Here is a 21,405-nt window from a genome sequence, read left to right as displayed (position 1 = left end):
AATATTAGATGCTCTTTTTTGGTAAAATAGCAAAAAAATAATTTTACCATTGTATTTTTATAAAAATATATTATATAATATATAGAAATTCAAGTTGATAAAGTCCAAAAGGGGGAGACTAAATTGGAAAAAACTATATTACAATATCAAAAGGCTTTTAACAGTACCATTGATAGACTTAAAGCAAATGATTTTGTCCTTGCAGTTATGGTTTTTGGAAGTATGGTTACTGGAGATTTGTGGGATGAATCTGATATCGACTTACTTGTAGTGTTTGATAATAAAAGGGGCAGTATTAAAAACATATACACTGAAGAAAAGGAAATTCAAATTCATGTTAAACTTGTAAGCAAGAGTAGCTTCCTGCAGATGCCTGAAAAAAATTTAAAGGGTGGATTTATATCTAGAATAATATCTTCATCCAGACTGGTATTTTCAAAGGATAAGGAAATAACTTCAAAATATGATACTGGAAGATATTATTCAGATTTAGATAGAGAAAGATGGAATATGTATTATATTGGAGAGTTATTTAAAAGTATGGGTATATGTAAAAAATATCTTCAAAATGACAATGTATATACTGCATATATTGCTGCAGTACGTTCTGTTGAAGAGTTTTCCAGATTATATGTAAATTCTTCAGGCCATATGATAAGTAAAGATTCTATGACTATTTCTATGAATTTAAATGACAATTTTAAAAAATGTGTAGACAAATTATTTTTTAAAAATGAAAATATAGTTGATTCTATAAATAGCACTATAGATTATTTGACAGAAAATGTAAATAGAAATATAAGAAATACGACTAAGTTATTATTAAATTATATGAGAGAAAAGGATTGTTTTTTAAGTTCAGAAGATATAAAAAATGATGAGTTATTTTATCATTACAACATAAATATGGAAGAAATATTAAATAAGCTGTGGGAAAGGAATATACTTAAAAAAGAAACGAGAAACTATAAGTTAAAGGATGGAACTGTATTATTTAAGGAAAATGTATATTTTATTTAATTGGATAAATTAAATTTGTATTAACATAATGCAGTTATTGTTATAAAATAGAATTTAGCACTAGGGATGTTTTGTGGTAATTGACAGTTGACAATTAACAATTGACAACTGTCAATTATCTATTGTAAATTATAGCAGGGAAGTGAATTTTATTTCTAATAAATATTTTGTGAATCTAAATAGAGAAGAAACTGTTAAATATCTGTTAATAGAAAAACATATAAAAAAATTGATAGATACAAATAAAATTGAAGACGGGGAGAAACTACCTTCTATAAGAGAAATGGCAGAATTTTTAAATGTAAATAAAATCACTGTGGTAAATGCCTATAAAAGACTTCAAGCTGAAGGTTATGCTGCTCAAAAAATTGGCAGTGGAACTTATGCTAAAAAGAGGGATATAAATAAGAACTTTAGTAGAGAATACTCAAAGGTTCTCAAGAAGATATCTAGCAATGAAGTAGAAAATTATATAGATTTTACCGGAGAAACTCCAAGTGGTGAATTTTTCCAAATAAATTTCTTTAAAAGTGTTTTAAATGAGGTTCTGGATAGGGACGGCTCATCGGCTTTGATATGTCAAGAATCCCTTGGATATGATGGACTCAGAAATAGTATAAGTGATGTGTTCTGGAATGGAAACATAGATAAGGATGATATACTTATAGTTTCAGGAGCACAGCAAGGTATAGATGTAGTTTCAAAGGCTATTTTAAATACAAATGATACCGTAATAGTTGAAAAACCAACATACAGTGGGGCACTATCTGTATTTAAATGGAGAAGAACTGAAATAATCGAAACTCCTATTGAAAAAGATGGGATTAATATAGACAACCTTGAAAAAATACTAAAAAAAAATAAAGTGAAATGTTTTTATACAATGAGTTATTTTCAAAATCCTACTGGGATAAGCTATAGTAATGAAAAGAAAAGGCAAATACTCAGATTAGCCGATATATATGATTTTTATATAATAGAAGATGATTATCTCTCGGAGCTAATTTATGATGATAACATAAAATATAACAGTTTTAAAAGCTTAGATACTAGTGACAGGGTTGTTTATATAAAAAGTTTTTCAAAAATATTTTTGCCAGGAATACGAATTGGATATTTGATACCTCCTAAGAGATTTAAAGAAAGCATTCAAAATTCAAAAATAAATACGGATATATCTACATCCAGTCTTATGCAAAGGGCTCTGGATTTATATATAAGAAAAGGTTTGTGGAGAAATTATATAAATGATTTAAATGTAGTCTACAAAAAAAGATATGCATATATGAAAAAATGTATAGATAAATATTTAAAAAATCAAGTAAAGTTTGTAGACCCAGGTGGAGGACTGCATTTTTATTTAAAAATAAACCAGAACATAGTTGTAGATTCTATAGAGCTTTTTAGAAAATCAAAAAATAGAAGAGTTTTAATTACACCAGGTACGTTGTTTTATAAAGTACCTTCAGAAGGTAAAAAGTACTTTAAAATTGGTTTTTCACATGTGGATGAAAAGAATATAGAAAGTGGAATTCAAATATTAAGCGAACTTATAATTATATAATTTGTCCGATGACTACCCGCACTAATACTCCCACTTCTTCAAGTGTGAGTAAAGAGCGGCTACGTCCCTGGATAACGATTTTCCCTAAAGGATAACGCCTTCTAAGTGCTGAAGCACTAAGAAGGCTGTTAATAAGCATCAGATGGAGTTAAAAACTCCATCTGATGCCAAGAACTCTGTTTATAGTAAAAATTAAAATAGTTTAGAGGGATATTTTGAAAGGTGGGTTATCTGTGAGTTACTTTACAGTAAAGGATGAAGCTAGTTGTCAATTTGAGGAGAAAAAGTCTATATTTATAGGAAGTATAAAAAGAGTTTATACTGAAAACGAGGCTAAAAAATTTATAAGTAAAGTAAAGGAAAAAAATATTAAAGCAACACATAATGTATATGCTTATGTAATTGGAGAAAAAATGAATATACAAAGATACAGTGATGATGGAGAACCTCAAGGAACTGCAGGAATACCGGTACTAGATGTCATAAAGAAAAAGGGAATAACAGATGTGGTAATAGTAGTTACTAGATATTTTGGAGGGACGCTTCTAGGTAAAGGGGGATTAGTAAAGGCTTATACAAAGTCTGCTGCTCTCTCAATTGATGGATCTGGAATAGTGGAGAAAGTAAAAGGATGTCAGTTGGATATATTTATAGAGTATGATACTTTGGGAAAATTACAATATATGTTTGAGCAAAAGTCGATTCATATAGAAAATATAGAATATACGGAGAAGATTTGTGTGTCGATAAACTATATTTCGGAAGATGTCGATAAATTAATAAATGAGATTATAGAACTGACAAATGGAAAATGTGAAGTAATAGTTGGAGATGAGGAATTTTATTTTAAGATTGATACAAGGCTTATTAAAGAACAAATAGCAAAGTAACATTGAATTCCTAAATGACTAATTGCAGGTAGGGTACATTTGTGTTTAACAGCTTTTATATGATATAATACAATTTGCATAATTAATATAAATAATTATAACCGTAAGTTAGGGGGAAATTTGTATGTCAGGACATTCAAAATGGCATAATATACAAGCAAAAAAAGGTAAAGCAGATGCAAAAAGAGGTAAGGTATTTACTAAAATAGGTAAGGAACTGGCAATTGCTGCTAAAGAAGGCGGGTCAAATCCGGATTCCAATTCAAAATTAAGGGATGTTATAGCAAAAGCTAAGGCAAATAATATGCCTCAGGATACAGTACAGAGGGCAATTAAAAAGGGTTCAGGAGAACTTACAGGGGTAAACTACGAAGAAATATCCTATGAAGGTTATGGACCAAGTGGAGTTGCTATGATAGTAAAAGCTTTAACTGATAATAAAAATAGAAGTGCTAGCAATGTAAGGGCAGCATTTTCAAGACATGGTGGTAATTTAGGTGCTAACGGCTGTGTAGGATGGATGTTCCAGGCTAAAGGCCAGATAGTAATAGAGAGAAAAGAAGACATGGATGAAGACGAAATAATGATGCAGGTATTGGATGCAGGTGCTGAAGATTTTACTGCTGAAGAAGAAGTCTTTGAGGTAATTACTGCTGTAGAAGACTTTGGTACAGTAAGGGAAAAATTAGAGGAACAGGGTTTTGAATTCCTGTCTGCAGATATTACGATGATACCAGATAATACTGTAGCTGTTGATATGGAAACAGCAGGAAAGGTTCAAAGACTTATAGATAAACTTGAGGACGATGACGATGTTCAGGACGTTTATCACAATGCCGAATTTCCTGAGGAATTTGAAGGATAAAGGATTGAGAGATATTTTACATATAGTAAAAACTGATGGATTACGATATACGAACGTCAATTCTTGATAGGTTAAGATGTATGTTTGAATTTTAAATCTTGCATTATGGATGCACGATTTGAACACCTTTTTATATTGGTATATACCAGTATAGGAGGGTGTTTTTGTGTTATTAAAAGATGTATTAAAGGAATATATTTTTGATTGTGAAATAAGAAAAATGAGTAACAGAACCATAAAAAGCTATAGAAACAATAATCAGCGTTTTTTTAATTATATAGAAGGACAATATCAAATTGTAGAACTAGAGGAAGTAACTCATCTGCACATAAAAAGTTATTTTAAATTTTTAATAGATAAAGGATTAACAGAAGTATATGTAAATAGTATTCTAAAATGTTTAAGAGCGTTCTTTGTTTATTGTGTAAAAGAGGAATACATTAATAAAAGTCCATGTTTAAAGGTATCATGGCAAAGGGAGCCAAAGACTTTAATTAACACCTTTACCGACACTGAAGTAGTAAATATGATTAATGCTTATAATTTTTCAAATTATCTTAATGCTAGGAATAAAACTATTTTGGCTTTCCTCGTTGATACTGGTGCAAGAAACTATGAGACATGTAGTATTAAGATTAAGGATATAGATGAAACATATATAACTATCCATGGAAAAGGAAACAAAGACAGGCATGTTGGTGTAAGTCCTCAGTTAAAGAAATTTATGATTAAGTATGAGAGGATTAAAGGATTTTACTTTAAGGATAAAATTGTAAGACACGATAACTACTTTCTGTCTTATAGTGGAAATCCACTCACGGTAGAGGCTTTGGAACGTGTTGTAAGGTTAGCAGGAGAACGTGCAGGTGTTAGAGAAGAGATAAGATGTTCCCCACATACATTTAGACATTATTTTGCTCAGACACAGCTTAAAAATGGTTTAGATGTATATTCGTTGTCAAGAGTATTAGGGCATGAGAATATAATGATTACCAAGCGATATCTTCAATCACTGGATGATAAAGATATAGTAGAAATGTCTATTAAGACAAGCCCTTTGATGAATTTTAAAGGGGGCAGAAAATAATGTTGAATCTTCAACAAGAAGTTTTAGAAAAAATGAATATATTATGTAATTATAAAGAACAAATTATTTATCAAACCCACAAGCATAAAGATAATTTTGAGATAATTACAATTATTGTTGCTATGTCATATAACAGATACCGAATATACAAAGGAATAAGGTACAATAATGATATATCTGTAGAATCTTTTACCATAGAAAAAGATATGGTAAAAGCTATGGAGGAAAGGGGGGCAGAAGTATAATGAGAAAAAAAAGAGAAGAAATAAATTTAGATAAAATTACATTTAAAGTACTAAAAGATTTTGTTGAACCAGATTGTACACCTTATACTGAAAATTATATGGATTTATTATTAAAGAACAATGATGAAACTTATGAAAGAAAACATGATAAAACTAAATGCCAAATACTTACTCGCTATTTACAGTACCATGTTTGGTTTTTTGGAGAAATGCCGGACTATGATAAATTAAAAGAATGCGTAAAAATAAAAACTGATGAAGCTTTTAACAAATATATAATTGCATTAAATAATCACCCTGAATGGATAGAAATAATTTTCATAAAGCCAAAATGGAAAACTAGATTCAGAGAAATGGGATTGCAGGTAAGGGGGTAGAATTATGCTATTAAGTCAAAAATTAAAGGAACAATTAAGAAAAGAATTTATGCCCCTAAAGAATCTTAAAATATTTAGTAATGCTAGTGCACTAAATATTAAAATAAACTTCTTAAAATCATTGCCTAAAGGAATACGAGGTACTTGTAGCATGATATTAGACTTCATGGAATGTCGTGTTAACACGGATGATAACAATAGTAATTACATGATAGTATATGCCTCTCAGAAAGAAATAGCGAACGAATTAGGGTATACTAGAGAATATATGTCTCATTGTATTAGCCGTATGTCGGAAAGCTCCTTATGTCCTTTTGTAAAGGTACGCCAGGGATTAAATAAAGCAAATTATTATATAATGCAAAAGAAGAAGGAAATGCTGGAACTACTTAAACAAATATTTCAGGCACAGCAGGAAGAACTTAAGGCTAAAAATGAAAAGAATCAGGGGAGCTAGAAAGGGAAATATAAGAACCATTATAGCAATGGTAACAAGGTAAGTACATTTAATAACTTCAAACAAAGGACGTATGACTGGGATGCTTTAGAGAAAAAGTTATTAGGCTGGGATAAAATAGAATGATATAAAAACAAAAGAGATTATATAAGTTTGCACCTTACATAATCCTTCAAAAACGTTAAAATTTAATATACTTAACATTAATAATATTATATCATTTTTTCTAACTTTTATCAAAAAATTAGAAGAGCATGTTTATTAAAGTTACCCTTTTTAAAAATAGTTTATAGAAAGGTTTATTTGTTGTTGTAAAATGTAATTACAGATTATATTAGGAGTATTATGTTGGTAGTTGTTGTAAATTATAAAAGTTAAAAATTAAAGGGTGGCTTTTAAGTAATTTTTTTTATTAGAGAAATATACTTGTTTATTTTTGGATGTAAACTACAGTTATATATTGTATTAATACTAGTTTACATCCAAAAGTAAATTAGTATTCTAAATTAGATGTGTAGCAATAGTACATAAATATCTATATTTTGTATATTTATTTTATTATAATAAATATATATGGGCAAAATAGAAAGTATGGAATATTATACTTGAGAAATATGTAAAGGAAGATTTACAATGTATGCAAATAGAGAAAAAAAGTTAAAAATTATAAAGTTAGTACTTACAATTTCGATTAATTTGGGACTTATATTATGTTGTGTGTTTATACCTTTATGTGCTTTTTGGCGCAAGAAGGATTTTATGTCATATTTTTTCTCAATGGGGCTACTTCTCATATCTATCTATGCTTTTTATGAATATATTGAAAGAAACTGGTAAATTAAAAATTTATAAGGTGGAAGAGATAAATGTTAGATTTAGATATTAAAGAGACGTTAAAAGAATTAGTTAATAATATATTGGAAAATAAAATTAGTAGAAAAATTGCTGCAAAGCTTGTAAGAGAACGTATAGATGAGAGTGATATTTTTAGATTACAAAATGAAGATTTACTTGTTAATGCATATTGGACAATTAATGGATTGGATTATAAATATGGTAATACAACCAATTCAGAATTGACTTATTTAAAGTTATGCCTAGATGGGGAAAGAGAGTATAGTCGTGAAGATAAAGCAGAATTCGTATTGAATAATGAAGAACCTATTTGTAGATTAATACCTAGCTTGAAAGGACAAGAACTAGATGTAGAAGAATTTGATAAATATAGTCCAGAAAAGATGGAATGCTTTAATGGGTATGCTTTTGGTGATAAAATAACATGTTGCAAACTATTAGCTTTGCTCATGGCAAATGTTGGCATAGAAACTGTAGTTAAATTTGCTTCCAAAGGGATATGGGCCAAAGCATTAGAATTAGATGATGGGAAAAGTGAAAAATAAGTATAATAGCTAAGATGGGAATATAATAACGCGGAAAGAACCATAAAAATGCATATAAATTTCAAAATAGATATATTAACCATTGACATTGAGTATCTACATATATAGCTTTATAACTTTGTAGGCACCATAATAAAAGGAAGCTATGTCTCTCAATTGGTGATTTTAAAATGAGTATTCAATATTACATTTTTTAAAGATGGTCTCAAAATCTATGGAATTCAATCTAAAATACTTGGCTAATAACGATAAGTGTTGAATAGAAAAACTAATATAGAGGTTATCTATACTATAATATTGAAGAATAGAAAAACTCCGATTTGAACCGTTAATACTAAGGAGCTTAAGTGAAACCATAAGTCTTATCAGAATATCATTAATACTTTCTTCACTAAAATTTACACCAAAATGTTGAAAAACATCTTCTGTTCGAGAGAATATTATAAGTTTATCGTTGTAATTGGATTGTCTTTCTCCATACTGTAAAAAGTATAATAGAAAATCTTCTATAATAGTATCGGGCTTTCCACATGGATTAATTTCCATATAATCCATTTCGTTGAGGTAATAGCGAATACTTTTGTCGGGAGAATACTTTTTAAGGCAAAATAAATTTATTTTTTCATCTTTCTTTAATATAATATCACAGTTTCTAGGTTTAAGTAAATTTTCTTTAGCATTTTTATAATTGATAGATTTGTTTTGGCTTTTATTTTCTAATTCTCTCTTTTGGTATTCTTGTTCATAATCTAACCAAAGGTTAGGTTCGGGAAGATTAACAGTAGGTGTATCCATAACTTTTGCTATATTGTATTTTGGCTTTAGCTTATTAATATAATAAGTCTCATAAAGTTCCATATCAGTTGCAGACTTGTATTCTGTAATTACTATTTTATCAATTTCATTACCCCAAGGGTCGCTATAATGAGCTTTAGGACGATTAAGCAAATCGGTTGTTTTACCAACATATAATAAAACTATATTTTTATCAAAAATCTTATATACCCAATACATATAATAATCACCCTTTTTGTAGATATTAAACTAATGGTTATTATTTACAATTTGAAATTTAATATACATTCCCCAATTTTGTTAATTAAAGATATTTTAATGGCACATTTATTATATTTATGCTTTATAATAAGTATTTTTGAGGTATGTATATATGTATATTTAAAAACTAAATGTTTATAATTAAAAACATATATGAATGAAAAAATACAAAATATAAATATACTTCTTGATAAGCTGCGTGACTTTCCTAAAAATTTTATATTAGCAAAAACTGTAGAACAAGCAATATATTATTTAGAAAATTATCATGTAAAAATCATTTTGTTAGACCATGATTTAGGTGAAGACAGAAACTTAATTTCAACAGGATATGGATTAAATAAAATATATTTGTGGGAATGAATTAAGGGATGATAAAATAATTATCCTTTTACACAAAATAAATATACTGAAAGGTAGAATATGTATGATATACGTGACAGGGGATACTCATATACCCCATGATATTCATAAATTAGATATCAATAATTTTCCTCAACAGAAAGCCATGAATAAAGATGATTATGTAATAATTTGTGGGGATTTTGGTGGCATTTGGAATGAAAGCAAAGAGGAATTATATTGGAGAAAGTGGTTAAAAAGTAGAAATTTTACTACATTGTTTGTAGATGGTAATCATGAAAATTTTGATTTGCTAAACTCTTTTCCTGTAGAAAAATGGAATGGTGGAAAAATACATAAAATAAATGCTAGTATTTATCATCTAATGCGAGGACAAGTATATACTATAAATGGATTAAAGCTTTTCACAATTGGCGGAGCATCATCTGTTGATAAGGAAAATCGAATCAGGTCTATCTCTTGGTGGGAAGAAGAGCTTCCAGATTATGCACAATGTGAAGAGGGACTAAATAATCTTGAAAAAAATAACTGGCAAGTTGATTACATAATGACTCATACTTGTCCAACAACTATTCTTAACAAGATAACTGAAATATTTGGTTTTCAACCTAAACCAGAAGATGCTGTTAACAAATATCTAGAGGTAATAGAAGAAAAATGTAAATATAACCATTGGTACTTTGGTCACTTTCATGAGGATATAGAGGTGGATGATAAACATACTTTAGTATATGAAAAGATAATTAGAATAGATAATATTTAATATCATTAAAGTAGCAAAGTACTAAGGTGTGGGGCATAGACTGATTTTATAGTACTATTAAGTATTAAGCTAATCTCAATAAATATATGCTTGAGAGTGCAATTGATATTAATCAACATATATGAAAAGTATAACTAATGTTTTAGATAAAAAAGCGAAATAGAATTAGTAATAAAATTGTAAATTAAGTGTATGACGAAAAAAGCTTTATTAAAATAGATAAACGGTAGTTTTTGCATATTCCACCGTTTAAAGTCTGTCTAATATTATTTATTCTTAAAATGCATATTTAAAAGTATTAACATTAGAATCAATTGTTGGTTTCTACCAAAATTGTACCACCAGTTAAGATTGTTAGTGGAGGCTTATAAGTAATTATAAAAGTTTCTTCATCTCGTATATTAAATTCTATACTTGCTTTTCCAGATTCACTACCCATATAAGGAAATGACATCTGAATTCTATGATGTCCCTCATTAATAAGTAATTCTGTTTCTTGAGTCCAAGGCACTTTTATAGTATTTTTCCCATCAATAACAGCATTGGCACTACTCCATTGAAATATTTGTAACAAGTTCTTCTTAAATTTAAAAATCAATTTAGCGCTCAATTAAAAATCCTCCTTTATGTAAGAAATAAATGTAATAACTTATATTTTACAAAATCATATCAAAATTTGCAAAGTGTAATTTATTAATAACTATAATAATATCAATTTTTTATATGTTGTTGCAGCTTTTATAGTTTCTGTTGACATTGAGGAAGGTATAGTCTATCAATTTGCAAGGCCTTTATTCTACTATGAGGCGAGACTTAAGTGCTTATAATCAGACTACTCAGAGGTTTAATGTGAATAGTAATCGATTTATGATGGTAAAAATTTGGTAAGTATGTTGGCTAAAATATCTCCATATAACTTTGTCAGTCACAACATTATTTCTAATACCATAAAATCATTTTAAATTCAATTATATATTTAGCCATTTTCATCAAATTTATATTACTAGTATTTACATAATAAGAAAAGAGATAATTGTTATTAAATATGAAAATAATATTACTAAAATATTTAGGTAAACTAATATTAATTAAAAGATGAAATGGATGAAGTAAAAATGGATAAATTAGCAATTGAAAAAATACTAAAAAATGTATCAAGAAAAAATAGTATATATGATGCTTTAATATATCTTGATGCATATGCTTATAAAAATAATCTCGGCTGTGGAAAGTTATATACTGCAAAAACTGTTAATACAAACATTCTTAATGCACTGAATTATATGAAATGCATAGTATTGAGTAAAGAGGATGAAAAAGTCCTATATAAACTTATATTGGAGTATGTAAGTAGAAAAAAACGTACTAAACAGCAGAGAAAATTTTTTGGAGATGCTCAAGCCAAAATACAAGATATAATAAATAATGAATATAAAAAAATAGATTTATCAATAAAGCAAAGATTTAGTAGTAATATGATACAAAGTATCTTTATGAATCGAAAAAAGCATTGCTGTGAATATGATAAATTAAAATATTATAAGGAAAGCCTAGATTTAAAATACCTTGAGACAAATTCAGAATTAGACGCTTTTAAGAAGTATATAGTTGATAGAGAAAATGAATATAGTTATGAAAAGCAGAAAGATTTATTATTTACTGATTTTTTTGGAGAACAAATTGAGTCTGTAAGTTCCAGAACATCTGATTTTAAAGAAGACAGCAGTTTGAAGTCTAAGAAAGAAATAGGTAAAATGGGTGAAGGAACAACTGAAGATTATTTACATTACATATTTAAAGGTGAAGCTTTAATTGAAAATGTAACGAAAAGTGGTAAGGGGTATGATTTAGAAGCTAATATTATGGGCGAGAAGAAATTTATAGAAGTGAAATCAACTAAGAAACTTAATGGCAAGATTACAATATATATGACTCGTAAAGAATTAGAGGAAGCTAATAACAAACAAGAAAAATATAAACTGTTCATACTGAGACTTTTAAATAACAAGCCTTATAAACTTTATATAATATCTAATCCTATAAAATTAGTTAGTAAACATGATATCAACCCAATTTTTAAAGTCAGAAAAGATAAATATGTAAGTATTAATATTCCTTGTTTACAAGTATCAATAGAAAGAGAACTTCTAAAAAAGAATGAAGACAAAAAGTTTCAAGATTATATAAAGAAGCTAAAATAAGAATTATAGAGTTTTCTCATATTTTACTTCAACATCTACGTGCTCAACTATATCGCTGAATTTCAAATTTTTATCTGCTTTCATTATTATTTTTAAAAGTAACAATGTCACTTATGGTAATCCTATCATCTAGCCTATTAAAAAAATTATATAGACTCTCTAAATCTTCCTTATTGATTCTTTGTATAGTGTTATCAACATACATCTTTAATGTAGAGGGTCTTATATGACATTCTATAGCTACTTTCCTTTGACTTAGCATATATTTATCTAATATTTAACAGACAAAGGATTCAAAATGAAAAGAGAAGATGTGGATAATTTAAATCCTAATTATAATGTATACATATTCAATAATTCAGCGGCGGTAAGACAAGCCGTTGCTGAATACTTCCTAAAGTAGTAAGTTAGGAGGTAAATTATTGGTAACGGAAAGATTAGAAAATATAATAAACAAAAAAGATAAAGATTTAATGAAAATGATAAACTATATATCAAATCCATTAATTGGATTACGTAGTAAATACAAATTTAAGGTCTTTACCTTAGAAACAAGTAGAGGCAAGACAATAGGAACCGCTTATGCTATAGCGAAAGCTATTAAAGGTGGAAGTCCAATAAAATATGTATTTACGACACATACATTAGAGGAGTGCAGTAGAGTAGCAGAACTGATAAATAAAGAAGTCGGAGAAAATGTCGCTATGTATTATAATCCATCTCAGAAAGGAGAAGAAAAGAGCGGAATATCGAGTAAGAATTTTTATGATTGTGCAGAAAAGCAAGTGCTGATTGTGACTCATGCTACTTATTTAAATTTATGCTCTCCAAAGAATGAATTTCATAGAGATTATCGGAATTATATCAAAGGAAACTTTAGTTTTCTAATAATTGATGAAGAAATAAATGCAGTAGTAAATAACCTATGTAGCTACAGTGATTATACATATAAAAATATGTTAAAACTAATTAAATCTATTGATAATGATGAAATATTGAATTTATTTGATAAATTGTGTGAACAACCAAAGAGAACTATAAAATTCTATGAAAATATAAAGAATTTAAAAAATAGAATTATTGTGGCCGAGGAGGTAGGTATAGACAATATCTTTACAAGTGAAGAATACAACAATCTTATAAGTTTAATTAATTCTGTTGATAATGAGGTTATAAATGATTATAACGTGGACAATAAAGTGAATGTTACTAAAAATGAGATTATTGAGGAAATCCAGAAGATAAATATATTATGCAAGAATATACCACTTGATAGAACATTATATTGGAATGGGACGTTATACAGTTGTAATTTCAATTTTAGATTTCTAATGCTGAGTAATAATGTATTACTTGATGCTTCTGCCAAATTCAACAAGTTATATACAATAGGTAATATGTTTGATGTTGTTAAATCTCAAAGAATTATAGACCACTCACGATGTTGTTTGTATTGGCATAATATTAATACTTCTAAGAGTGCAAAAAAGAAAAATGGTGATAACAATGAATTGACAGAATGGAGAAAATTTATAGTTCAAGATATTAAGAAAAAAGCAAGAAAAGACACAAAAGTGTTAATAATAACATACAAAGCGGAGTGTGAAGCTCTAGATAAAAGATTTTTAAATGATGAATTTAAAAAACAGTTTAAAGAATATGCTCTTCTCAATTTTTTTAATATGCGGGGAGTAGATAAATATGCTGAATATGAAGAGTGTTTTATTGTTCATACTCATCGATTCGCTTTTCCTATATATGTTTTAATGTATATGTATTATAAAAAAATAGATAATGCTTGCGGTATAAATATGTCTTATGGCAAGCACAGAGGAAATAATACTGTAGGATTTGAAGATGAAATTCTTGATAGTTTATTATTAAGTGATGAAATATCTGCGCTGTATCAAGCATGTAAGAGAATATGCAGAACCAAGGAACCTATTGGGAATTTCCACATATACAATAATAATTTAGATGTTATAAAACAAGTACAAAAGGAACTATTAAATGTAAGAATAGTTGCAGATGCAGATAATCAAAATATGAAGATTGCCGATGACTTTTATTTTTTAATAAGTGAAATTCGAGAAGGAGTCTACAATAACTATAAGATTACTAATAGAAAAACATGTAAGAAGGAAAAAGCTGTTAAAAGAGGCAAGAAAAATCATTATGAGGTTGACAAGCGGTTGTTTTATGAGACATTAGGAATAGATAATACACACTTTTCCCGGGATATTGCTAATAAAGTTGATGAAAAAGAATTAGGAATTAAATTTAAAAATAATATTGTAGTGGTCAATTTTTAAATAAGGGGGGATTTTTTAAACGACTAAAACTATTAATATTAGTTAATTTAACGATGATTTTTATTACATAAGGGTCTCCCATCTCTTTATATAATATATATATAGACCTTGGAGACCCTTAAAGGATAAAAATTGATTTTTTCATTAGAAAAATAAAGAGATTTTGATGTTGAAAAATCCCCCCGAATTAAGAATGGAAAAAGTTGTACAAAAATAAAATATTATTATGCATTTCTTTTGGTTATTTTCTTTTTGCATAGGTCTATGGAATGGTCTAGGGATAGTAGGAACGGTAGTGACATACTAGCCCTTATGCCATAGAGATGGTGTAAAAGAAAAGAACGTATATTTACTTAGGAGGAATTATGAAAGATACAAATATTTATATAATGAGCATAGAGGTTAGATACATATTAAATTTTATGAAAAAAACGAAGAACAAGGATACATAACAAAGGAAAGAAAAAATTTTAGCAGCCTGTTTTGTGGAAGTTTACCGTATTTTTTAGAATCTATAGTGCTTGAAGAAGAGTCTAGAAGAAGAATCTAATGGAAAGATGGGGATGCATTTACTAAAATATATCAGATGCATCTACACCAAAACAGAACAGAAATTTTTTAACTGGTGGTTAAGGCAAGTTTTTGGCATTATAGGAAACAATTTCTTAGACTTTATGATGACTAAACACGATTGCATCACGTTAACAGTTACTTTTATAAAAGATGATTAAATATTAAGAAGTTCTTTAGTATTTGTAACTTGCTTACTTTAATATTTTATAAACACGATGGCAGGTACGATAACAAGAATTTTTAATTTATATAATAAACAGCTTAAGATTAGTTATGCCAATATTTATAAAAATATATAAATACATAGCAATTATTGGTATAATTTATATAGTAGTTGCTTCATAATTGTAATTTATGGCGTAATAATTAATTTAGGAGGTGCTAAAATGGAAATTAAAGTATTTGAGCAAAAATATAGAGATGATATGATATTTATGATTCTGGAAGGAAAAAACGCATTAGGAAGAATACCACGCTTAAATGAAGACTTACTTGATATTGCTGCTAATTATATTTCAACTGGAAATATGTTTTGGATAGCAACTGATGATAATGATAGGGTTATAGGAAGTATTGGAACTAAAATTGTTTCAAAAAATGAAATGTGGTTAAAAAGGCTCTATGTTAAATCTACAATGAAAAGGCAAGGAATAGGTAAAAAGCTTTATAAAAAGACAGAGGAATTTGCTATACAGCAAGACATTGATACGATATATACAAGATTCTCATCTGATTATGTAGAAGCACAAAAGTTTTATCCGTCAATTGGATTTACAGAAACAGCACCTTATGAAATGGTAAAACATTTAAAATAACCTTTGAGTTGATTCGAAATTTTCTAATTATGTGACATAAGTGTAAATTGTGGCTAATTATTCTAAATAATATCAAAGAGAGGGAATAGTAATGAGTTATTCTGAAGATATTTGTTTTTTAGGAAATTGGAATTTAAATGATGAGCAAGGAACTCTTAATATTGAAAAGACAGGAGAAACATACAAATGTACTTGGAAAATAAATAAGGAAGATGTTCAAAAAGAATATTTAGGAATTGGGATGCTTGTTGATAACCAACTACTTATATCAAGATTTTCTAACAAAGTGCATGGAGGAGGAGTAGGTTTATATAGACCAATAGGTGACTTAAGGTCAAATTCTGCACTTTGGGCTTCTACGCAAAATTTCAATACATTAGGTTCTGGAATCGCATTAAGAGAAGATACCAGTCAAAACTTAGAAGGCAATTATAAAGTTAGATATTTCATTAAAGGAAATGAATCTCCAACTTATGATTTAAGAATTGTTAAAAATGAGAAAAATAATGTATACTCATTGAATTGGTCTGTAAATGATAAAATAATATTGCATGGAATTGGGATGATGAATAAAGGACAAATGCCTCTTGCTTATGGTGGGACAAACTTTGATTATGAATTATTTATTTTAAGCATTGATAATAAAAATAGATTAAGTAGTAAATGTGCCTTATTAAGTAATAGTTGTATAACTGAAGAGGTTTATAGAAAATGTTAAATTTAAATTATCATTAATATTTGAACTATATTAACATATAAAGTATACTTAAAATGGTTTATAAATTAATTACTAAACGGAAGTTTAACATAATGCCAAGAGTAACAATAAAATCACTTCAAGAACAAAGAGATGTATTAAAATCAGTTAATGATTTGAGCTAGTATCAGTAATAATAAGAGAAGACCTTACAACATTAATGTTAGTGGTAAGATAAAATTACCCAAAAAAGTGCAAGAAAATTCCCCACTTGGATGGAAAAAAGTTGCCTTTGTAGTTAAATTAAATAAATACTACAAAGGAGATGAAATAAATGCTGGGGGGTAGGAATGCATACAACAATAGAAACATTATTTAAAAAAGGATATAACAAAACACGGATAGCAAATATTTTGGGAATAGACAGAAAAACGGACAAAATGTCCGAATTTCTCAAGAAGATATAGCTAAAGAATTAAATTTTTAAATACATGAATGTTATATATTTTTATGGTTATAATAGAAAAAAGAAGAAAATATATTTCAGTGGTTAAAATGTTAACAAATGATTGTTAGAGAAAGTAGCTACTTTGCCGAAAGTGGCTATTTTCTTTTTTTGAATTCAATTTTAATAGTTGTAGGTAATTTTGTAATAAAATACATATTTTATATGCGGATTTGAAACTCAAAACTTAGTAAATCAAAGTATAAATGAGAAAAAAAGAATATAAATGGATAGAACACTATTTTATAACATCAAATAGGTATTAGAGTGAATAAAAGAATACTTTTGATAATTAAGATTGCTTGAATAGATAACTTTAGCCTTTTTTATTCATGAAAAATAATATGAAAAGATGTATACTATCAATAATAAAATATATGGTTGATATTACATTGGTGGATGTAACATTTATAATTTATACATATAAAATGGGGAGAAACATTAATAATGAAAAAAGAGGAAAAGATGCAAATCTGTTATACGAAGGCAAAAGAATATTTAATAGAAATCACACCATTAGAGCTACAGGGAGAAGAATTAAGGAAATATTTTAATATTGAAAAGACTTTTAAAACAAAAAGTGATATTTTATATGGATTATTAGGCTCACTTCAAAATGGTAATAGAATGCCTAATGTAATTGGACTATGGAATGAAAATAGAAGAGATATTTTTGAACAAATTTTATATCAATATGATGCAGAAAGTATTCTACAACAATATGATGCAGATTCCTTATATGAAGAATTCTGTGCTAATTTTAATGTTAAAAACAAAGATAGTAAAAATAACCTATGGATGAGATATTCTAAATCAATTATCTCTGCATCAAAATTTATTAGTGGGTTTGAGACCGCAGTTGATTTTGATAATTTTATTTCTAGCTTTTCAAATAATAGATTGTCGTCAGTTGCAGCGCCGTTGATACTTGAAAAAGAAGTGTTTGGTCTTGGGTTTACTTTAGCTTGCGATTTTTTAAAGGAGATGGGGTATTCTCAATATCCAAAGCCTGATGTACATATAAAGGATATTTTCTCTTCTTTTGGTTTGTGTGAGGATAATGATTATGAAGCTTATAAAGCAGTTATAGAAATGGCTAATATTTGTAATGACACACCATATAATGTTGACAAAGTATTTTGGCTAATTGGTTCAGGAAAATTCTATTTGCATGATGTTAATATAGGTGGAAATAAGAAAGACTTTATTAATAAAGTACAAAACATTTTTTTAGGTGAAATATAGATAGTATTTTACATGGCAAACATTCGACACTAGGGTATTTTGAACGTTTGGCTGGATTCAAATTATTATTTTATTGCGGAGCATAGGGAGCAGAAATGCTCTTTTTATTTTTAATGAATTGGTACTATAACTTAAAAGTAATGAAAGCCCTATTAAACATTAAATCTAATTTATGTATTAGTGAATAAAGAAATGATAAACAAAAATGCAACATAATTTACGGAGTGTGATTATATGTTAGAACAATTTGAAGATTATTTAATACAAGAAGGTAAGTCAGTAAATACTATTAAATCTTATTTGCTTCATGTAGAAGGTTATTTTAAGTGGTATAATGATTCTTTTGGTGAAAAACCAACTCAACTTTATAGACAGAATGTATTAGAATATAAAGCATATTTACAAAATGTTGATAAGGGTGTTAAAAGTGCTAAAACAATAAATGCTAAGTTGTCGGCTCTAGTAAAGTTCAATGAGTATCTACAAGAGAAAGGAATTCAAAAAGATATAGTGGTGAGTAAAAAGGACAACGTAAAAATACAAAATGAGTCTGCTTCATTGGCAACAGTAAACAAGCAAGATATTGAAGCATTTAGGCAACAAATATTAAAACATGAAGGTAATAGAAATTATGCTATAGTAACTATAATGGCTTATGCAGGACTTAGAGTATCCGAATGTCTAAATTTAAATTTGAATGATATAAATCTGATTTCAAAGGAGATTAGAGTTAAAGAAGGTAAGGGAAAAAAAGAAAGATTAGTTTATATAAATTCTAAAATTATTGAAGCTGTAAAGGAATATTTAAAGGAGCGTAAAAAAGTTGAATGTGATTATTTATTTATATCAAATAAAGGAAACAAGATTGATAGGACAGTTATGAACAAGGTATTCAACAAATATTCAGATAAGATTACTCCACACACATTAAGACATTTTTATTGTAGTAATGCTTTAGAATCTGGATACTCAGTACATGAAGTGGCAAATCAAGCAGGGCATAATATTCATACAACATTACTTTATACTAACCCAACGAAAGAAAAAATGAAAAGTAAAGCAGAATTATTATAGGAGATGTTTAAAAAGACATCTCTTTTTGTTGTAGCAGATAGTACAGGAGTAGTTAAGCACCTTATAATATGCTCTTAAAGCATGTTCAGTTGGATATGACTGTTATTATAATAGACATATAAATCATTAAAATGAAAGTATTTGTAGGAGTAATTTTAAGTAGCTTAGTGATAAAAAAAGATAAATTGTAAAAATTCAATGGTAAATTGAATTGACACTTTAATATGGTAAGTTATAATCAAAAATGTTGAAATATAAATTTTCATACTGTTAACGCTACTGTTATTAAAGATGACATAAATCAGTGAACACTGTTACTTTTTACGATATGTGAGCATACAGGGGGGATAATTAACAACTTGGAATGTATTCTGCATTTCTGTGGAGTATAGCAGTACGTATAGTCGGCTGTAGATTATTGAAATGGGTCATATTGAGGTTATAGACCAATATAGGTAAGAGAGTGGTGAATTTTCTTTATGCAAATCTTAGGAGAAAGTAAAAGTTGACGAATTAATCTAATCATGATATGATTAATTATATCATGATTAGATTAAAAGGATGGATTTTATGTTTAAAAAGAAATTAGAACAGGCAAAACTACTATGTGAAAAAATACAAGACAATGAGATATTAGAATTTAATAATTTGAAGCCTTCAATGATTGAAGAAGTTCCAGGTGTGTATTTGATTGCACATAAAGAAACTAATCAAATTCTATATGTTGGAAGAACAACAAATATGAGAAGAAGGATATATACTAATCATTTACAAGGAAATCAGTCAACAGCACGTTTGAAAAAGTATTTGGTCGAGGACTTGAATGAAACTAATATAAAATCAATGAAGGAAGCAAAAGAATATTTAAAAAATAATTGCTATTTTAAATTTATGAAAATTGGGGATATGAATGAACGTGGAAGAATTGAAGGATTGATGTCCTTTATGTTTAATGTTAAGTACATCGAAAAAGAGCATTAAAGATTTAGGCTGTTGCAGGTTTAGGTTAATGTTATTATATACAAATAAAAGAGGGCCTATTAATTAATTTATATGTAACCACTAATCCAGTTGGAGGTGCTGTGGAATACTCAGTTTCAGATAGTAGCATTGCAACAGTTAAAGAAGATGGAACTATAACTGGAATGAAAGCAGGAAAAGCTACTATGATATGTAATATAAAAGATACTAATGTTATAGTTAGTGTTGAGATTAAGATAATGGCAGTTTCGCATTACACAGATAAATTATACAGAATACATCTCCAATAAATCTAAATATAGGGCAGACAGTTTAGTTAACAGAAATTACAACACCAAATGGTGGAGAAATAGTATATACATCAAGTAATGATTCAGCAACAACAGTTAGCGCTAGTGGACTTATTACAGCAATTGCCAGTGGAAACTCTACAATTAATATAACAATCAAAAATACTACTATTTCAAAGACAGTTAATATTGATGTAAGTTCTTAAATTCAGCAATTAATTTCGGTAACTGCAAGTTCAACAAAGATTGGTACTTACAGTACTTCAAAGATAACAGGTACTACAGTTCCAAGTGGACCATCAGTTAAGTTTGTTATTGATGGTTCTGCTTGTAAGTGTACATTGACAAATGTTACAAGTAATAGCTGTACATTAAAGAGTGATAGTGATGTTGGGGTTGTAACGGTGAAAGCATACTTAGCTGATGATGTTAATGTAACTAAATCTGTAAGGGTAACGATTGATTCAAGCGTGTGGTAGATGTGAAAATTCTTCATACTATAAGCAGGAATCTTTTAAAGGATAAAATTCGATTAATATTGAGAGAATACTTCAAAGTTATACTTGATTTTACAGAGAATATAATGGTATCATTAATATAGTAAAATTGGGAAATATTGAGAATG

General features: G+C 28.0%; 22 protein-coding genes. 20 read left to right on the top strand and 2 right to left on the bottom strand.

All coding sequences use genetic code 11. The annotated features are described in order from the left end of the window. Window positions 1-123 precede the first annotated feature (123 nt). The 9 genes from WY13_RS12665 (at window position 124) to WY13_RS12620 (ending at window position 7,905) form a co-directional block, all read left to right on the top strand. A complete protein-coding gene (locus tag WY13_RS12665; protein WP_063556007.1) occupies window positions 124-1,020 on the top strand; it encodes a nucleotidyltransferase domain-containing protein in 897 nt (298 codons plus the stop codon). A gap of 142 nt (window positions 1,021-1,162) precedes the next feature. After that, complete coding sequence (locus tag WY13_RS12660) at window positions 1,163-2,584, top strand: PLP-dependent aminotransferase family protein (RefSeq protein ID WP_063556006.1); 1,422 nt, start codon at window positions 1,163-1,165, stop codon at window positions 2,582-2,584. Between the two features lie 233 nt (window positions 2,585-2,817). Next, the gene (locus WY13_RS12655) at window positions 2,818-3,474 is read left to right on the top strand and encodes a YigZ family protein (RefSeq protein ID WP_063556005.1); all 657 of its coding nucleotides are present in this window, start codon (window positions 2,818-2,820) and stop codon (window positions 3,472-3,474) included. 124 nt (window positions 3,475-3,598) lie between these two features. Next, entirely contained in the window at window positions 3,599-4,339 is a 741-nt protein-coding gene (locus WY13_RS12650) for a YebC/PmpR family DNA-binding transcriptional regulator (RefSeq protein WP_063556004.1), read from the top strand. 166 nt (window positions 4,340-4,505) lie between these two features. Continuing rightward, on the top strand, window positions 4,506-5,426 hold the full coding sequence (locus tag WY13_RS12645; RefSeq protein ID WP_063556003.1) for a tyrosine-type recombinase/integrase: 921 nt from the start codon (window positions 4,506-4,508) through the stop codon (window positions 5,424-5,426). Beyond that, entirely contained in the window at window positions 5,426-5,671 is a 246-nt protein-coding gene (locus WY13_RS12640) for a hypothetical protein (RefSeq protein WP_063556002.1), read from the top strand. The genes WY13_RS12645 and WY13_RS12640 overlap by 1 nt, the downstream gene beginning before the upstream one ends. After that, entirely contained in the window at window positions 5,671-6,048 is a 378-nt protein-coding gene (locus WY13_RS12635) for a hypothetical protein (protein WP_063556001.1), read from the top strand. Before WY13_RS12640 ends, WY13_RS12635 begins: the two co-directional genes overlap by 1 nt. Before the next feature lie 4 nt (window positions 6,049-6,052). After that, window positions 6,053-6,505 (top strand): hypothetical protein, encoded by a 453-nt coding sequence (locus WY13_RS12630; RefSeq protein ID WP_242866488.1) that lies wholly within the window; start codon window positions 6,053-6,055, stop codon window positions 6,503-6,505. An 866-nt stretch (window positions 6,506-7,371) separates the two neighbouring features. Continuing rightward, entirely contained in the window at window positions 7,372-7,905 is a 534-nt protein-coding gene (locus tag WY13_RS12620) for a hypothetical protein (RefSeq protein ID WP_063555999.1), read from the top strand. Between the two features lie 165 nt (window positions 7,906-8,070). Here the strand turns inward: WY13_RS12620 and WY13_RS12615 are convergent, their stop codons facing one another. Then, the gene (locus WY13_RS12615) at window positions 8,071-8,919 is read right to left on the bottom strand and encodes a GIY-YIG nuclease family protein (protein ID WP_063555998.1); all 849 of its coding nucleotides are present in this window, start codon (window positions 8,917-8,919) and stop codon (window positions 8,071-8,073) included. Between the two features lie 195 nt (window positions 8,920-9,114). On the opposite strand from WY13_RS12615, the gene WY13_RS21055 reads away from it, so the two are divergent. Both WY13_RS21055 and WY13_RS12605 read left to right on the top strand, forming a co-directional pair. After that, window positions 9,115-9,324 (top strand): cyclic-phosphate processing receiver domain-containing protein, encoded by a 210-nt coding sequence (locus tag WY13_RS21055; protein WP_063555997.1) that lies wholly within the window; start codon window positions 9,115-9,117, stop codon window positions 9,322-9,324. 64 nt (window positions 9,325-9,388) lie between these two features. Then, window positions 9,389-10,087, top strand: coding sequence for a metallophosphoesterase family protein (locus WY13_RS12605; protein ID WP_063555996.1), 699 nt, complete (start codon window positions 9,389-9,391; stop codon window positions 10,085-10,087). A gap of 310 nt (window positions 10,088-10,397) precedes the next feature. Here WY13_RS12605 and WY13_RS12600 read toward each other — a convergent pair whose 3' ends face one another. Then, window positions 10,398-10,697, bottom strand: coding sequence for a hypothetical protein (locus tag WY13_RS12600; RefSeq protein ID WP_063555995.1), 300 nt, complete (start codon window positions 10,695-10,697; stop codon window positions 10,398-10,400). 505 nt (window positions 10,698-11,202) lie between these two features. Here WY13_RS12600 and WY13_RS12595 point away from each other — a divergent pair. The 9 genes from WY13_RS12595 to WY13_RS22325 all read left to right on the top strand — a co-directional run bounded on the left by WY13_RS12595 (window position 11,203) and on the right by WY13_RS22325 (window position 20,986). Continuing rightward, the gene (locus WY13_RS12595; RefSeq protein WP_063555994.1) at window positions 11,203-12,288 is read left to right on the top strand and encodes a DUF3883 domain-containing protein; all 1,086 of its coding nucleotides are present in this window, start codon (window positions 11,203-11,205) and stop codon (window positions 12,286-12,288) included. Window positions 12,289-12,710: 422 nt separating this feature from the next. Further along, complete coding sequence (locus WY13_RS12590) at window positions 12,711-14,600, top strand: DEAD/DEAH box helicase family protein (protein WP_063555993.1); 1,890 nt, start codon at window positions 12,711-12,713, stop codon at window positions 14,598-14,600. Between the two features lie 959 nt (window positions 14,601-15,559). After that, entirely contained in the window at window positions 15,560-15,988 is a 429-nt protein-coding gene (locus WY13_RS12585; protein ID WP_063555992.1) for a GNAT family N-acetyltransferase, read from the top strand. Between the two features lie 91 nt (window positions 15,989-16,079). Further along, a complete protein-coding gene (locus tag WY13_RS12580; protein WP_063555991.1) occupies window positions 16,080-16,706 on the top strand; it encodes a hypothetical protein in 627 nt (208 codons plus the stop codon). Window positions 16,707-17,637: 931 nt separating this feature from the next. Next, the gene (locus tag WY13_RS12575) at window positions 17,638-18,435 is read left to right on the top strand and encodes a hypothetical protein (protein ID WP_063555990.1); all 798 of its coding nucleotides are present in this window, start codon (window positions 17,638-17,640) and stop codon (window positions 18,433-18,435) included. Window positions 18,436-18,669: 234 nt separating this feature from the next. Next, window positions 18,670-19,509, top strand: a complete 840-nt coding sequence (locus WY13_RS12570) for a tyrosine-type recombinase/integrase (protein ID WP_063555989.1) — start codon at window positions 18,670-18,672, stop codon at window positions 19,507-19,509. 570 nt (window positions 19,510-20,079) lie between these two features. Continuing rightward, a complete protein-coding gene (locus WY13_RS12565; protein WP_063555988.1) occupies window positions 20,080-20,490 on the top strand; it encodes a GIY-YIG nuclease family protein in 411 nt (136 codons plus the stop codon). Window positions 20,491-20,528: 38 nt separating this feature from the next. After that, complete coding sequence (locus tag WY13_RS12560; protein WP_082848498.1) at window positions 20,529-20,780, top strand: Ig-like domain-containing protein; 252 nt, start codon at window positions 20,529-20,531, stop codon at window positions 20,778-20,780. 35 nt (window positions 20,781-20,815) lie between these two features. Then, window positions 20,816-20,986 carry an Ig-like domain-containing protein gene (locus WY13_RS22325; protein WP_082848516.1) on the top strand — a complete coding sequence of 57 codons (171 nt, stop codon included), beginning with the start codon at window positions 20,816-20,818 and terminating at the stop codon, window positions 20,984-20,986. Window positions 20,987-21,405 lie beyond the last annotated feature (419 nt).

The sequence above is a fragment of the Clostridium ljungdahlii genome (assembly GCF_001636845.1).
Taxonomy (GTDB): domain Bacteria; phylum Bacillota; class Clostridia; order Clostridiales; family Clostridiaceae; genus Clostridium_B; species Clostridium_B ljungdahlii_A.
The sequence above is the reverse complement of the archived record's forward strand: the minus strand, read 5'-3'. Positions and strand labels throughout refer to the sequence as shown.

What these genes read in the sequence shown, in the direction of transcription:
- WY13_RS12605 (WP_063555996.1), top strand. Translation starts at nt 9,389, where the DNA reads ATGATATACGTGACAGGGGATACTCATATACCCCATGATATTCATAAA.
- WY13_RS21055 (WP_063555997.1), top strand. Translation starts at nt 9,115, where the DNA reads ATGAATGAAAAAATACAAAATATAAATATACTTCTTGATAAGCTGCGT.
- WY13_RS12595 (WP_063555994.1), top strand. Translation starts at nt 11,203, where the DNA reads ATGGATAAATTAGCAATTGAAAAAATACTAAAAAATGTATCAAGAAAA.
- WY13_RS12615 (WP_063555998.1), bottom strand. Translation starts at nt 8,919, where the DNA reads ATGTATTGGGTATATAAGATTTTTGATAAAAATATAGTTTTATTATAT.
- WY13_RS12630 (WP_242866488.1), top strand. Translation starts at nt 6,053, where the DNA reads ATGCTATTAAGTCAAAAATTAAAGGAACAATTAAGAAAAGAATTTATG.
- WY13_RS12580 (WP_063555991.1), top strand. Translation starts at nt 16,080, where the DNA reads ATGAGTTATTCTGAAGATATTTGTTTTTTAGGAAATTGGAATTTAAAT.
- WY13_RS12620 (WP_063555999.1), top strand. Translation starts at nt 7,372, where the DNA reads ATGTTAGATTTAGATATTAAAGAGACGTTAAAAGAATTAGTTAATAAT.
- WY13_RS12585 (WP_063555992.1), top strand. Translation starts at nt 15,560, where the DNA reads ATGGAAATTAAAGTATTTGAGCAAAAATATAGAGATGATATGATATTT.
- WY13_RS12640 (WP_063556002.1), top strand. Translation starts at nt 5,426, where the DNA reads ATGTTGAATCTTCAACAAGAAGTTTTAGAAAAAATGAATATATTATGT.
- WY13_RS12635 (WP_063556001.1), top strand. Translation starts at nt 5,671, where the DNA reads ATGAGAAAAAAAAGAGAAGAAATAAATTTAGATAAAATTACATTTAAA.
- WY13_RS12575 (WP_063555990.1), top strand. Translation starts at nt 17,638, where the DNA reads ATGAAAAAAGAGGAAAAGATGCAAATCTGTTATACGAAGGCAAAAGAA.
- WY13_RS12570 (WP_063555989.1), top strand. Translation starts at nt 18,670, where the DNA reads ATGTTAGAACAATTTGAAGATTATTTAATACAAGAAGGTAAGTCAGTA.
- WY13_RS12650 (WP_063556004.1), top strand. Translation starts at nt 3,599, where the DNA reads ATGTCAGGACATTCAAAATGGCATAATATACAAGCAAAAAAAGGTAAA.
- WY13_RS12565 (WP_063555988.1), top strand. Translation starts at nt 20,080, where the DNA reads ATGTTTAAAAAGAAATTAGAACAGGCAAAACTACTATGTGAAAAAATA.